The organism is Aeromonas sp. QDB34 (assembly GCF_027705405.1).
GTDB lineage: Bacteria > Pseudomonadota > Gammaproteobacteria > Enterobacterales > Aeromonadaceae > Aeromonas > Aeromonas hydrophila.
In genome coordinates this window covers 82,291-95,330 of record NZ_JAPDBT010000006.1, presented here as the reverse complement: position 1 = coordinate 95,330, position 13,040 = coordinate 82,291, and the positions used below count along the sequence as shown (strand labels likewise).

The window sequence follows — 13,040 nt, the reverse complement described above, 5'->3', positions numbered from 1 at the left end:
TGGCCACACTTGGTGCCACACGGGCACGCATCCGCGCCCTCACCATGATGAGAAGGAGTCACCTCATGATCCGTATTCTGCTGTTGCTGGGCGCCGCCTTGTCTGCCTACGGACTGCAACAGAGCCACACCCTGGCGCCACTGCTGAGCCTGCTCGGCCTGCTCTCGCTCTGGGTGGCGAGCGAAATCCGCTTGATGTATCGCCAGCTGCCCGCCGCCGAGCCGGACGAGCAGCCCTATCACCTCGACGTCTGAGGGGCCAGCAAGGCCCCTCTCTTCTCTCCTTGTTTATACCTGGTCAATTCCATGAAACCGACTCGTACCCTCTACTCTCTGCTGTTGCTGCTTGGCTGACTGCTCGGCGCCCCGCTGCAGGCCCGCACGCCCTGCCCGGCCGGTGATGACTGTCCGCCGGCGGACAATGGCCAGTGGCTCCCGGAACCGGGCAGTGATGGCAGTGCCGGTACCGACGGCATGGAGGGTGCTGATGGTATTGATGGCGCTGACGGTATCGATGGTGCCGATGGTGCCGATGGTGCCGATGGTGCCGATGGTGCCGATGGTGCCGATGGTGCCGAGCCTGGCCAGGGGCAGCTTATCTAGCAACCCCTTTGCTGGCGGCGACCCTTATGAGCCGTCGCCAACCCCTGCCGCATCAGCTTCGGTCATTGGTTCCATACCGTTTTGATCTCTGGATACCCGGATCCATAACAACAGGATCCACTGGATTAATGGCGGAGCAGGCCATGTTCCCCTATATCTTCTGTACCCCAACAGGAGAGAATCCATGTCGAGTTCCAGCGAAAACAGGCTGTTTTTGCTGCTTTTTTTATCGCTGTTGCTGGCCGGCACCGGGCAGGCAGCGGCGCAAAGCAGGGATTTCAGACAGGCACCCAAGGCGCTCAGCGCACTGAAGAAAGGTCAGCAGGCACAGAGTCAGGGCAACCTGACCCAGGCCATCCACTTCTACTGCGCCGCCGCCACCACGGGTAATCCGGAAGGGTATTTTCGTATCGGCCGCCTGCTCGCCACCGGCCCGGGCTCGGTTCGCAACCCCCGCATGGCCAACGCCTACCTGGCCATGGCGATCCGCCTTGGCAACCAGCAGGCCGCCCGCTACTACAACAGCCGGGTCGGCAATGCCGTGATGGGGGATCAGTGCGGCAGCGGCGTCGGCGGATCCGGCGGCTACTTAGCCGCCATCCCCACCACCCCCTTCAATCTGGAGGCCTATCTGGCCCGCCAGTCGCCCGCCAAGCAAAAGCTGGCCACCATGCTGCGCCATGCCGCCAAGCGCCACCGCATCGACGAGCGGCTGGTGCTGGCCATCGCCATCGCCGAATCCAACCTCGACAGCCGCGCCGTCTCCCCCAAGAATGCCCAGGGGCTGATGCAGCTCATCCCCGAGACCCAGCAGCGCTTCGGGGTGACCCGCCCCTTCGATCCGGAGCAGAACATCAAGGGCGGCGTGGCCTATCTCAAGTGGCTGCACACCCATTTCGACGGCAACTGGACCCTGATGTCGGCGGCCTACAACGCCGGCGAAAAATCGGTGGAGCAGTATGGCGGCATCCCCCCCTATCAGGAGACCCAGCAATATGTGCGGCGGGTGCTCTACTTCGCCGGCCACAAACAGCCCTGAGCCAGGCTCACTGGCGGCCTGCTATTGACAAAAATCACACCCGCATTTGCGCAATCGTTTGCCTTTCGGTAGGATCCGGCGCTTTCTCGCACGTTCTACAGGTAATCCATGAATTTCATCAAACGCTGCTCGCGCCTGCTTACCCTGTTTGCCCTCTTCTCCTCCGCCGTCGTGGCGGCCAACCCGGCTCCCGCCCCCATCCTGATCCAGGGGGCTATGGATGTCGAAGTCGAGACCCTGGTAGCCGCCCTCAAGGACAAGCAGGAGCTGACCGTGGGCGCCTGGACCTACTGGCAGGGCACCCTCTCGGGTTATCCGGTGGTCGTCTCCCGCACCGAGGTGGGACTGGCCAATGCCGCCGCGGCCACCACCCTCGCCATGGAGCGCTTCCAGCCGCGCCTCGTCATCAATCAGGGCACGGCGGGCGGCCACGATCCGGCGCTGCACCGGGGTGACATCGTCATCGGCACCAAGAGCTTCAACATGGGGGCCTACCGCAGTGACCTGACGCCCGCCGAGCAGGGTGTCGACCCGAGAAAATGGCACAACTTCGAGGTCACCATGCGCCTGCGCGACAACGGCAAGCTGGTGGAACACACCGCCTTTGCCGGCGATCCCGAGCTGGTCGGCCGCGCCCTCGGCATGGCCGAGCGTTATCGTCACGGTCGGGTGGTCCCCGGCATCATAGGCACCGCCGACGAGTGGAACCGCCAGGTCGCCCGCATCAACTGGCTGCACCAGACCTACAACACGGCAGCAGAAGAGATGGAAACCTCCTCCGCCGCGCTGGTAGCCGAGGCCTACAAGGTGCCCTTCGTCGGGATCCGGGTGCTCTCCAATACCGATCTGCACGGCGAGGAGTTCGATCCGCAGACCGCCATCCACTGCCAACAGTTCGTCATCGATTACGCAAAAGTGCTCATCAACGGCTTCAACAAAGCCTGATAAGCCAGAGAGGCCGTCACTATGGCGGCTTCTTTTCTTGGTAATCCCTATCAGGCGGGACTTGGCCCACGGTTTCTCCCGCAGCCGATATCAACTCCCCGGACATGCCCTGCGCCCATAGTGGCGGTAGTAGCCCACCAGATTGCTGACCAGAAACAGCCCCTCCATCAGCGCCGCCACGGGCGACCCCACCAGCAGGTTGTTGGCCAGCCAGCAGAGGGTACCCAGCAGCATCCAGCGCCGCAGCAGGCGATCATCCGGGCAAAACGCAGCTCGGGTCTGCAGCAGACTGGCCAGCAACCCCAACAGGGCGAGCGGTCCCTGATAGGTGGCGAGCACGGCGAGGCAGGACAACCCCATAAAGAGCCACAGCAAGAGGCGACGCGTGGCCAGCATGCTGACCACGAAGCGCAGGCTCGCCAGCCAGAGCAGCAGGGCGGCCGACGCTTGCTCCAGCAGTGCGAAATGGGCGCCATTGAGGGCGCAGGAGAGCGCCAGGCAGGCCAGAATGGCCCGGCGCGTCCGCAGCTGAAACGACAGCAGATCCAGCAGCAGCGCCAGGCTCACCACCAGTTGTGACCACAAAAACAGCGACATCATCCCCACTCCAGGCTTGTTCGAGGGGCCCAGCATGGCGGGAATGCGCGCGGCGCGGCATTAACCCGTGTTAATGCGCCGGCGGATCCGCGACAGGGTGACCGGGCTGATGCCGATGTAGTTGGCGAGCTGCACCTGGGTGAGCCGCGCCGGCCAGTGGGGGAAGGTGCGGCAGAGCTCCCGGTAGCGCTCTTCGGGGGAGTGGAGCAGCAAGAAGGCCTCCTTGCGCTCCTTGTAGCACAGCTGCTGGCGCAGCAGGGCCATGCAGACCGACTGCCAGGCGGGCTCGTCCAGCAGGGCGAGCGGCACTCGCACAAGTTGCAGCGCCGTGACGGCCTCCAGCTGGTAGCGGGCAGGCGACCCGCTGAGCCAGCTGTCGTAGAGCAGACAGAGCTCCCCTTCGAAGTAGAACTCCTTGCAGCGCTCCTGCCCGTCCCGATTGTAGTGACAGGCGCGGGCGATGCCCCGCTCGATGTAGAAGGCCGACTCCTGCATCGCCCCCTGGGCCAGCAGCGGCTGACCCGGCTGCAAGATCAAACGGGGCAGGCAACCGGCAAGCGGCTCGCCGATAGCGGGTGCCAGCCCCATGGCAGCGAGGGTGGCCGCCAGAGGCGGGGCTGAGGGCAGGCTGGTCATGCAAACTCCGGGGCAAACTGGGCCTTCATCATGCCAAGTTTGGCGGTCCGTTGCAGCAGGCTGTGATGGCCCCGGCAAAGGGGATGGCTGACCGGGTGCCACCTTTGCCCCCCCTCGCCCATTGGTTTACAATCGACGGGTTTTTTGGAACCCGGTTGACCCGCGTCGACCTGGCCCCACCACGACATCAGTCTGTTAGTGCCAAGACATTAACCTGCTGAAAAGGAAGAGAATTAGCCAATGGCTCAATTTATTTACACCATGAACAGGGTCGGCAAGGTAGTGCCGCCCAAGCGTCATATTCTCAAGAACATCTCCCTCTCCTTCTTCCCGGGCGCCAAGATCGGCGTGTTGGGTCTGAACGGCGCCGGTAAATCGACCCTGCTGCGCATCATGGCAGGCATCGATACCGAGATCGAAGGGGAAGCCCGTCCGCAGCCCGGCATCAAGATCGGCTACCTGCCGCAGGAGCCGAAGCTGGATCCGGAGCAGACCGTGCGCGAAGCGGTCGAAGAGGCGGTCGGCGAGGTGAAACGCGCCATGGCCCGGCTGGACGAGGTCTATGCGGCCTACGCCGACCCGGATGCGGATTTCGACAAGCTGGCCCGCGAACAGGGCGAGCTGGAAGCCATCATCCAGGCCCAGGGCGGCCACAACATGGAAAACCAGCTGGAGCGCGCGGCCGACGCCCTGCGCCTGCCGGCCTGGGATGCCCAGATCAAGCACCTCTCCGGTGGTGAGCGCCGCCGGGTGGCGCTGTGCCGCCTGCTGCTGGAAAAACCGGACATGCTGCTGCTGGACGAACCGACCAACCACCTGGATGCGGAATCCGTAGCCTGGCTGGAGCGCTTCCTGCACGACTACGAGGGCACCGTCGTGGCCATCACCCACGACCGTTACTTCCTCGACAACGTGGCCGGCTGGATCCTGGAGCTGGACCGCGGCGAAGGTATCCCGTGGGAGGGCAACTACTCCTCCTGGCTGGAGCAAAAAGATGCCCGTCTGGCGCAGGAAGCCAGCACGGAAGCGGCTCGTCGCAAGTCCATCGAGAAAGAGCTGGAGTGGGTTCGCCAAAACCCGAAAGGCCGTCAGGCCAAGTCCAAGGCCCGTATGGCTCGCTTCGAAGAGCTCAACACCAACGACTACCAGAAGCGCAACGAGACCAACGAGCTGTTCATTCCGCCCGGACCACGCCTCGGCGACAAGGTGGTGGAGGTGGCCAACCTCTGCAAGTCCTACGGCGACCGCCAGCTGATCGACGATCTCTCCTTCTCCATTCCGAAGGGGGCCATCGTCGGCATCATCGGTCCGAACGGTGCCGGTAAATCGACCCTGTTCCGCATGATGTCGGGTCAGGAGCAGCCGGACTCCGGTTCCATCACCCTAGGTGAGACCGTGGTGCTGGCCTCGGTGGACCAGTTCCGCGACAGCATGAACGACAAGAAGACGGTGTTCGAGGAAGTCGCCGACGGCCAGGACATCCTGCGCATCGGCAACTACGAGTTCCCAAGCCGCGCCTACATCGGCCGCTTCAACTTCAAGGGCGCCGATCAGCAGAAGCGGGTCGGCGAGCTCTCCGGTGGTGAACGCGGCCGTCTGCACCTAGCCAAACTGCTGCAGACCGGCGGCAACGTGCTGCTCTTGGATGAACCGACCAACGATCTGGACATCGAAACCCTGCGCGCCCTCGAGAACGCCCTGCTGGAGTTCCCGGGTTGCGCCATGGTCATCTCCCACGACCGCTGGTTCCTCGACCGCATCGCCACCCACATCCTGGACTACCAGGACGAGGGCAAGATCGCCTTCTTCGAGGGCAACTTCACCGAATACGAAGAGTGGAAGAAGAAGACCTACGGCGCCGAGGCCATCCAGCCGCATCGCGCCAAGTACAAGCGCATCGCCAAGTAACAGGGCAAACAAGTACGGCTTCTGTATCAGCCGCACCGTTCCCACCACGACAAGCGCATCGCCAAGTCAACCGGCACATGCCACAAGGGGAGCCCAGGCTCCCCTTTCTTGTGCCCGATCGCTTACAATCCAAGACGGATACCTTATGCATGGATGTAGCAACATGACGACCCAGCCCACAGAGAAGAAACTGACCATCCAGATCCGGGTCGAGCCCGGCTGCCTCGGGCCGGATGGCAAGGCGCACATCGAGACCTTCTGCACCGTCGCCGCCAAGATCTTCGCCGCCGTGGAGCCCGAGCTGGTGAACTGGACCCTGCTGCCCCGCTATGACAAGCAGTTGCCGGAGCAGGAGTTTTTCATCGACGGCCGCAAGTTGACCGAGGAGCAGGCCAGCCTGTTTCTGCGCCGCCTGGGGCGGGAGCTGGGGGAAGTACAGGAGACTCTCGACTCCGTGCTGGCCCAGCTGGTGGAGCGCTACTTCAAGACCCTCTGATGGGCCGCTGCCCGCGCAAAAGGTTCTCCAGCGAGAACCTTTTTTATTTTCGGCAGGGCAAACGTTTGAATTTTTGCTCTATTCATTGATCCGCCTCGCAGATCCGGGGTTTGTAAACGGCGCCGCCTGTGTAAAAATGTGCGCGCTGTCACGGTATCAGGACGAGTCTGGTTGTTTAACCACCAGAAACAGGGCATCACGCCCGCATGGATGGGACCGGCTCCTCGCCTGCTGCTTATTTCACGTCACCTATTGGAATCCAACATGAATCAACCACACCAGGCCCCCGCACAGGCCGCCGGGCAAGGATTGCTTGAGCGTCTGTTTGCCCTGAAGGGCCATGGCACCAACGCCCGCACCGAAGTGATCGCCGGCATCACCACCTTCCTGACCATGGTCTACATCGTCTTCGTCAACCCGCAGATCCTCTCTGCGGCCGGCATGGACACCCAGGCCGTGTTCGTCACCACCTGCCTGATCGCCGGCATCGGCAGCATCCTGATGGGTCTGCTTGCCAACCTGCCCATCGCGCTGGCACCGGCCATGGGCCTCAACGCCTTCTTCGCCTTCGTGGTGGTGGCCGGCATGGGCTACTCCTGGCAAGTGGGCATGGGCACCATCTTCTGGGGTGCCATGGGCCTGCTGATCCTCACCCTGCTGCGGGTGCGCTACTGGCTCATCGCCAACATTCCGCTCACCCTGCGGGTCGGCATCACCGCCGGCATCGGCCTGCTGATCGCCCTGCTCGGCCTGCACAACGCCGGCATCGTGGTCGCCAGCCCCGCTACCATGGTGACGGTGGGCAACCTGACCTCCCTGCCCTGCCTGCTGGGGCTGCTCGGTTTCTTCCTGATCTGCATCTTCTCCGCCCGCGGCGTCCACTCCGCCGTGTTGATCGCCATCGTGGTGACCACCACCCTGGGCTGGCTGTTTGGCGACGTCACCTTCAAGGGCTTCGTCTCCATGCCCCCCAGCATTGAGCCGGTGTTTGGCCAGCTGGATCTGATGGGCTCGCTCGACATCAGCCTGGCCGGGATCATCTTCTCCTTCATGCTGGTCAACCTGTTCGACTCCTCCGGCACCCTGATCGGTGTGACCAACCGCGCCAAGCTGGCCGATGACAAGGGGCACTTCCCGCGCATGAAGCAGGCCTTGCTGGTGGATAGCGCCAGCTCGGTCGGCGGCGCCTTCATGGGCACCTCCTCGGTCACCGCTTTCATCGAGAGCAGCTCCGGCGTCGCCGTCGGCGGCCGTACCGGCCTCACCGCCATCGTGGTCGGCCTGCTGTTCCTGCTGGCGATCTTCTTCTCTCCTGTGGCCGCCATGGTGCCGGCCTATGCGGCGGCCGGCGCCCTCATCTACGTGGGCGTGCTGATGTGCTCCGAGCTGACCCGGGTGAAGTGGGAAGACCTGACCGAAGCGGTGCCGGCCTTCATGACCGCCGTCATGATGCCGTTCAGTTTCTCCATCACCGAGGGGATCGCCGTGGGCTTCATCTCCTACTGCGTGATGAAGGCGGGTACCGGCCGCTGGCGCGAGATCAACCCCTGCGTGCTGGTGGTGGCCCTGCTGTTCGTGCTCAAATTCGTCTGGGTCGACAGCCACTAAGCATCTACTGCACAAACAAAAATGCCCGTCAGCGACGGGCATTTTTTTATGGCTGACGAAGGGGCGCTCAGCGAATGCCGCGCGCCTCGCGGATCCACTCCCAGGCCTGCTGGATCTCCTGGGTCTTCTCCTTGGCCATCTCCATCATCTCCGGCGGCAAGCCCTTGGCGGCCAGCTTGTCCGGGTGGTGCTTGCTCATCTCCTTGCGGTAGGCGCGCTTGATCTCCTGATCGCTGTCGCTCTCGCTCACCCCCAACAGCTGGTAGGCATCCTTGAGCCGGTCACGGGAGGGGGCCTCCTGCCGGTACTGCTGCCCGCCATCCTGATACTGGCCACCGTGCGCCCGGTTGAAGAAGTTCATCTGCGCCTCGGCCATCGCCAGAATGCGGGCCAGCTCGATGCGGCTGAAGCCCAGCTCGTCGGCGATGGTGTGCAGGATGGCGCGCTCGTTGGCCTCGACCTTGCCATCGGCGAAGGCGGCCTGCAGCTGCACCTCGAGGAAGAAACGCAGGATATCGCGCTGGCCCTGGCTGGCACGGCGAAACTCGGCCAGGGTCTCCCGCAGCGGGAAGTCCGCCTCCTTGCCCTGGCGGAACGACTCCTGGGCGCGAGCACGCTGCTCCCCTGCCAGCCGCATCCGATCCATCAGGTTGGAGGCAACCCGGATCTCCTGCTCGGTCACCTGGCCGCTCGCCTTGGCGATGTGACCCATGACGGCGAAGGTGGCGTGGAAGAAGACCGCCTGTTGCTGCTGGGTGGGCGCGCGGCGAAAATTCAAGCCCATGCCACGGTCGAAACGGTGACCGATCCAGAGGCCCAGCAGGGCACCGAAGATGTTGCCGAGCAGAAAACCGAAGAAGGCGCCAAGCACCTTACCCCAAATACGCATGGTTCAAGACCTCGTGAAATTAATGAGTGCGTCCTTGCAACTGTTCGTCCAGCGCCTGCAGCCGTGCCACCGTGCCGATGTCGCGCCACTCGCCGGCCAGCAGGCTGCCGCCCACCCGGCCTTGTGCCATCCACTCCCGCAGCAGCGGCGCCAGCTTGCGCGCCCCCGGCGTGAGTCCGGCAAAGGCGGCGGGATCATAGAGTCCGACTCCGCTGAAGGTCAGCGCCGGGCTATCGACCACCTTGCCCGCCTGCAGCGCAAAGTCCCCCGCCGGATGTTGCGGCGGGTTGGGCACCAGCCAGAGGTGGGCCAGATCCGTGCCCAGCGGCTGGGTCACCAGAGTGCGATAGTCCAGATCGAGCCAGGTATCGCCGTTGATCACCAGAAACGGCTCATCCCCCAGCAGCGGCAGTGCCTGAATGATGCCGCCGGCGGTCTCCAGCGCGCTCTCCTCCGCTGACCATTGAATGTCGACTCCGAACTGACGGCCATCGCCGAGGGCCTCTACCAGCTTGTGGCCGAGCCAGGCGTGGTTGATGACCAGGTCGGTCACACCGGCATCCTTAAGCTTGTCGATATGGTGTACGATGAGCGGCTTGCCCCCCACCGCCAGCAGCGGCTTGGGCAGGCTGTCGGTGAGCGGGCGCATCCGCTCGCCGCGACCGGCGGCCAGGATCATCGCCTTCATGACGCAACTCCGCTGCGGGCCAGCCCGGGCAGCACCACCTGCGCCAGCCACTGGCCGAAGCGGGCCAGCTCCGGGTAGCTCGCGCCATGGCTGTGGCAGACATCTACCACGTAGCCGAGGGTGCGGGGAATGTCCTTGAGGTAACCGGACTTGCCATCGCGGTGGTAGAGACGGGTGAAGATGCCCGCCGCCTTGAGGTGGCGCTGCATGCCGGTGAGATCAGCGGCGCGACGAAACGCGGCGTAATCGAGCTCGCCCAGCAGCTTGGCCTGCTGCAGGGTGTCAAACCCGAGCCGCATACCCTGCTCGATCACCGTGTCCGGCCAGCGCACGTAGCAGTCTTTCAGCAGCGAGACCAGGTCATAGCTGAGCGGGCCTGTGACCATGTCCTGGAAGTCGATGACCGCCAGCCGGCTGTCGGCCGGGGTCTCGCCACCGCACACCATCAGGTTGCGGCTGTGAAAATCCCGGTGCATCACCCCCTGCGGCTGGGCCAGGTTGTTCTCGGTGAGGCAGGCGAAGGTCTCAGCCAGCAACTGCTGCTCTTCGTCGCTCAGGGTCAGTTGCAGATGGTGACCCAGCAGCCACTCGGGGAAAATGCTGTTCTCCCGCGCCATAAAGGCGGCATCAAAAGGCTCAAGGTTCAGTTCAACTGCGCCGAGACGGGGCAGCAGCGCGATGGCCTTGCCGTACCAGGCCAGCACGTTGTCTGCGTTCAGGCAGCCGATAAGCTGGGTATCCCCCAGATCCGTCACCGCCAGCAGCCCCTGCTCGTAGTCCACCGCCCGCACCTCGGGAGCCAGCAGACCACCGGCGTGCAGGGCCGAGGCATTGCGGACAAACTCATGATTCTTTTCGGTTTTAGGATTGGCATCCACCCAGATCAGGCCACCGCCACGGTGGTAGCGGCGAAAACTGGCGTCACCGGAAATGAGGGTCAACTGCAGGCTGGCATCACCGGAAATCCGGCGCGCCCAGTGCAACAAGAGGGAATCGCGATCGTGCATAAGTCGGGGACCAAATTGGAAAGCAGCACTTGGCTGTTAGCCCTGGCCGCAATAATGCTTTATCATTGCCGGCTAACATAAAGCAATGACATGCAATGTCAACTCGATGAATCCTGTCGTAAAATGCATGTCTTGAATCAGCCGTAGCTACCACGGATTGCGCGAGTCTTTCACATGACAAAACGGACACTGGGATACTCCTATCCCATCGCCCTGACCATCAGCCTTGTTCCAGCCCTGACCCCGGCCATCGTGCAGGCGGCGCCGCTGACGCCGCCGCCCGCCACCGGGATCCTGGACGGGCTCTGCTATGACTATGTCCCCAAGATTGAGAAGCTGGCGCCCGGCAAGGACGCCAACGCCCAACCCGTGGAAGTGGATGCCGATCGGCTCGAAGCCAAGCAGGGCGGCACCGCCGTCTATCAGGGCGACGTCAAGGTACGCCAGGGCGTGCGCAAGTTCGACTCCGACTACGCCGAGCTCGATCAGAAGAGCCGGGACGTCATCGCCATCGGCAACATCTACTACAACGATGGCCAGATCACGGTCACCAGCGACAAGACCCTGAAATCCAACCTGGATACCAAGAACTCCGAGCTGGAAGAGGGCAAGTATCAGGTGCATGGCTCGCCGGTGCGCGGCTCAGCCGACCGGGTCACCATGACCAACAACAACCAGAACATCACCCTGGAAGGGGCCCAGTACACCACCTGCCCGCCGGGTCAGGAAGTGTGGACCCTGAAGGCGGGCAGCATCGACATCGATCAGACCGAGGTGTTCGGGGAGGCCTGGAACGCCAGTCTCTGGCTCTACGACTACCCGGTGTTCTACTTCCCGTACATCAACTTCCCGATCAAGGATGAACGCAAGACGGGCCTGCTCTACCCGGGTTATACCCAGAGCTCCAAGAACGGCATGGACATCACCCAGCCGTTCTACTGGAACATAGCCCCCAACTACGATGCCACCATCACCTCCCGTTTCATGGACAGACGGGGCCTGATGGAGCAGGTGCAGTTCCGCTACATGCCGGATCCGGCCCACGTCGGCAGCCTCTATTTCGAGAATCTGGCCAACGACAAGCAGTACGACGAGACCCCGAGCCTCAACCAGGCCATGTCCGACGGTCACCGTTACCTGCTCAACGCCAACCACACCTCGCTGTTTGCCGACAACGCCATGCGGGTGTCGCTCGACTACACCAAGGTGCGGGATCGGGATTACAACTACTTCAACGACTTCTCCCCCAAGGTGGGCACCCAGGTCGAGAACCAGTTGCAGCAGTCCCTGATGGCCGGTTACTTCCAGCCCAACTGGAACATCAACACCGAGGTGCGCACCTACCAGATCCTGCTGGCCAGCGCCCAGCAGCCCCACGAGCTGATGCCGCGCATCGACCACAACTATTACCAGCAAGGCAGCTGGTACGATCTCGCCTGGAACACCGAGATCACCAAGTTCGGCTACAACAACGCCCAGGCCATCGCCCAGAACCAGGGCGGAGCCTACACCGGCACCCGGGTCTACACGGCTCCGACCCTGACCATGCCGCTCATCAACGAGGCCGGCTACTACCTCGACAGCCAGTACAAGCTGATGTACACCCGTTACGATCAGGAAGTGCCGGACAACATGAGCCAGACCTTTGTCAGCCGCTTTACTCCTGAAAACGGCAACGGGGTCACCCTGGACGAAGGGATCATCACCCGCACCCTGCCCTCCTTCCGCCTCAAGGGCGGCATGACTTTCGAGCGCAACCAGAACTGGTTCGGCGGCGATGCCAACCAGACCCTGGAGCCGGAGTTCCAGTACCTCTATGTGCCCTACAAGAACCAGGACAACATAGGCGTCTATGACTCCACCGGCATGCGCCAGGATTACTACAGCCTGTTCAGCGACCGCCGCTACGCCGGTCTGGATCGCATCAGCGACTCCAACAGAGTCTCCATCGGTCTCACCAGCCGGGTATATGATGAGGCCGGTGATGAACGAATTCGGCTGGCCGTTGCCCAAGCTTTCGATTTTGTTGCGCCCAGGGTCAAGCTTTATCCCAGCGAGACCCTGACCACCAACACTCGTTCTCCGCTCTCCTTCGAGGGGGATGCCAAGATCAACGAGCAGTGGTTTGCCCATGCCGGTGCGCAATATGATGTGGACCAGAGCCGGCTCAGCTCTGCCAACAGCGCCATCGAGTATCGCCGCGAGAAGCTGATCAGCCAGCTGAACCATCGTTTCGTGCGCGATGCCAACTACGATCTTGAAAACAAGGGACAGGTAACCGACCTCAACCAGATCGGCCTGCTGTTGACTACTCCGCTCAACGACCAGTGGCACCTGTACGGGGGTTACTATCAGGAGCTGAATCAGAGCGTGAAGTCTGATCGCAAGGTAGGCCTGAAGTACGACTCCTGCTGCTGGAGCATCAACTTCAACCTGGAGTGGGTCAACACTCCGGACAACGTGACCATGCGTCCGACCTCGGAGCGCAGTCTGGGCATTCAGTTTGAAATGAAAGGATTGGGTAGCGTGGGTACCGGCTCCAAGGGCACTTCCCTGGACACCGAAGCACTGCCTTACATTCGTCCGTTTAACCTGCGAGACCAATAAGCGGTCTGGCAAACGCCT

General features: G+C 62.8%; 13 protein-coding genes. 7 read left to right on the top strand and 6 right to left on the bottom strand.

Annotated elements, in window-relative coordinates; genetic code table 11:
* Positions 1-65 precede the first annotated feature (65 nt).
* Positions 66-254 carry a hypothetical protein gene (locus OKC29_RS10605; protein WP_011704892.1) on the top strand — a complete coding sequence of 63 codons (189 nt, stop codon included), beginning with the start codon at positions 66-68 and terminating at the stop codon, positions 252-254.
* Between the two features lie 33 nt (positions 255-287).
* On the opposite strand, the gene OKC29_RS10600 is transcribed toward OKC29_RS10605, so the two are convergent.
* Positions 288-605 (bottom strand): hypothetical protein, encoded by a 318-nt coding sequence (locus OKC29_RS10600; protein WP_232090966.1) that lies wholly within the window; start codon positions 603-605, stop codon positions 288-290.
* 181 nt (positions 606-786) lie between these two features.
* Here OKC29_RS10600 and OKC29_RS10595 point away from each other — a divergent pair, with 181 nt between their 5' ends.
* Both OKC29_RS10595 and OKC29_RS10590 read left to right on the top strand, forming a co-directional pair.
* Positions 787-1,641: a lytic transglycosylase domain-containing protein gene (locus OKC29_RS10595; RefSeq protein WP_073349020.1), complete on the top strand. Its 855-nt coding sequence runs from the start codon at positions 787-789 to the stop codon at positions 1,639-1,641.
* 108 nt (positions 1,642-1,749) lie between these two features.
* The gene (locus tag OKC29_RS10590; protein WP_162275618.1) at positions 1,750-2,586 is read left to right on the top strand and encodes a phosphorylase family protein; all 837 of its coding nucleotides are present in this window, start codon (positions 1,750-1,752) and stop codon (positions 2,584-2,586) included.
* A 90-nt stretch (positions 2,587-2,676) separates the two neighbouring features.
* On the opposite strand, the gene OKC29_RS10585 is transcribed toward OKC29_RS10590, so the two are convergent.
* Both OKC29_RS10585 and OKC29_RS10580 read right to left on the bottom strand, forming a co-directional pair.
* Positions 2,677-3,186 carry a YgjV family protein gene (locus OKC29_RS10585; RefSeq protein ID WP_162275617.1) on the bottom strand — a complete coding sequence of 170 codons (510 nt, stop codon included), beginning with the start codon at positions 3,184-3,186 and terminating at the stop codon, positions 2,677-2,679.
* Between the two features lie 57 nt (positions 3,187-3,243).
* Entirely contained in the window at positions 3,244-3,819 is a 576-nt protein-coding gene (locus OKC29_RS10580; protein ID WP_073349018.1) for a Crp/Fnr family transcriptional regulator, read from the bottom strand.
* Between the two features lie 240 nt (positions 3,820-4,059).
* Between OKC29_RS10580 and ettA the strand changes: the two genes are divergently transcribed.
* The 3 genes from ettA (at position 4,060) to OKC29_RS10565 (ending at position 7,831) form a co-directional block, all read left to right on the top strand.
* A complete protein-coding gene (gene ettA / locus OKC29_RS10575) occupies positions 4,060-5,727 on the top strand; it encodes an energy-dependent translational throttle protein EttA (protein WP_016349627.1) in 1,668 nt (555 codons plus the stop codon).
* A gap of 163 nt (positions 5,728-5,890) precedes the next feature.
* A complete protein-coding gene (locus tag OKC29_RS10570; RefSeq protein ID WP_073349016.1) occupies positions 5,891-6,223 on the top strand; it encodes a hypothetical protein in 333 nt (110 codons plus the stop codon).
* 264 nt (positions 6,224-6,487) lie between these two features.
* Positions 6,488-7,831: an NCS2 family permease gene (locus OKC29_RS10565; protein ID WP_005304142.1), complete on the top strand. Its 1,344-nt coding sequence runs from the start codon at positions 6,488-6,490 to the stop codon at positions 7,829-7,831.
* Between the two features lie 67 nt (positions 7,832-7,898).
* Here OKC29_RS10565 and djlA read toward each other — a convergent pair whose 3' ends face one another.
* The 3 genes from djlA to OKC29_RS10550 are packed head-to-tail and all read right to left on the bottom strand — an operon-like array spanning position 7,899 to position 10,415.
* Complete coding sequence (djlA, locus tag OKC29_RS10560) at positions 7,899-8,720, bottom strand: co-chaperone DjlA (protein WP_065475924.1); 822 nt, start codon at positions 8,718-8,720, stop codon at positions 7,899-7,901.
* A 19-nt stretch (positions 8,721-8,739) separates the two neighbouring features.
* Entirely contained in the window at positions 8,740-9,408 is a 669-nt protein-coding gene (murU, locus tag OKC29_RS10555; RefSeq protein ID WP_073349014.1) for an N-acetylmuramate alpha-1-phosphate uridylyltransferase MurU, read from the bottom strand.
* Positions 9,405-10,415 carry an aminoglycoside phosphotransferase family protein gene (locus OKC29_RS10550; protein WP_024944341.1) on the bottom strand — a complete coding sequence of 337 codons (1,011 nt, stop codon included), beginning with the start codon at positions 10,413-10,415 and terminating at the stop codon, positions 9,405-9,407. The genes murU and OKC29_RS10550 overlap by 4 nt, the downstream gene beginning before the upstream one ends.
* Positions 10,416-10,589: 174 nt before the next feature.
* Between OKC29_RS10550 and lptD the strand changes: the two genes are divergently transcribed.
* A complete protein-coding gene (gene lptD / locus OKC29_RS10545; protein ID WP_073349012.1) occupies positions 10,590-13,022 on the top strand; it encodes an LPS assembly protein LptD in 2,433 nt (810 codons plus the stop codon).
* The last annotated feature ends 18 nt before the right edge of the window (positions 13,023-13,040 follow it).

Excerpts from the sequence above, each read along its gene's own strand:
- djlA (WP_065475924.1), bottom strand. The coding sequence starts at position 8,720 with ATGCGTATTTGGGGTAAGGTGCTTGGCGCCTTCTTCGGTTTTCTGCTC.
- OKC29_RS10605 (WP_011704892.1), top strand. The coding sequence starts at position 66 with ATGATCCGTATTCTGCTGTTGCTGGGCGCCGCCTTGTCTGCCTACGGA.
- OKC29_RS10590 (WP_162275618.1), top strand. The coding sequence starts at position 1,750 with ATGAATTTCATCAAACGCTGCTCGCGCCTGCTTACCCTGTTTGCCCTC.
- murU (WP_073349014.1), bottom strand. The coding sequence starts at position 9,408 with ATGAAGGCGATGATCCTGGCCGCCGGTCGCGGCGAGCGGATGCGCCCG.
- OKC29_RS10550 (WP_024944341.1), bottom strand. The coding sequence starts at position 10,415 with ATGCACGATCGCGATTCCCTCTTGTTGCACTGGGCGCGCCGGATTTCC.
- OKC29_RS10595 (WP_073349020.1), top strand. The coding sequence starts at position 787 with ATGTCGAGTTCCAGCGAAAACAGGCTGTTTTTGCTGCTTTTTTTATCG.
- OKC29_RS10580 (WP_073349018.1), bottom strand. The coding sequence starts at position 3,819 with ATGACCAGCCTGCCCTCAGCCCCGCCTCTGGCGGCCACCCTCGCTGCC.
- lptD (WP_073349012.1), top strand. The coding sequence starts at position 10,590 with ATGACAAAACGGACACTGGGATACTCCTATCCCATCGCCCTGACCATC.
- ettA (WP_016349627.1), top strand. The coding sequence starts at position 4,060 with ATGGCTCAATTTATTTACACCATGAACAGGGTCGGCAAGGTAGTGCCG.
- OKC29_RS10565 (WP_005304142.1), top strand. The coding sequence starts at position 6,488 with ATGAATCAACCACACCAGGCCCCCGCACAGGCCGCCGGGCAAGGATTG.
- OKC29_RS10585 (WP_162275617.1), bottom strand. The coding sequence starts at position 3,186 with ATGATGTCGCTGTTTTTGTGGTCACAACTGGTGGTGAGCCTGGCGCTG.
- OKC29_RS10570 (WP_073349016.1), top strand. The coding sequence starts at position 5,891 with ATGACGACCCAGCCCACAGAGAAGAAACTGACCATCCAGATCCGGGTC.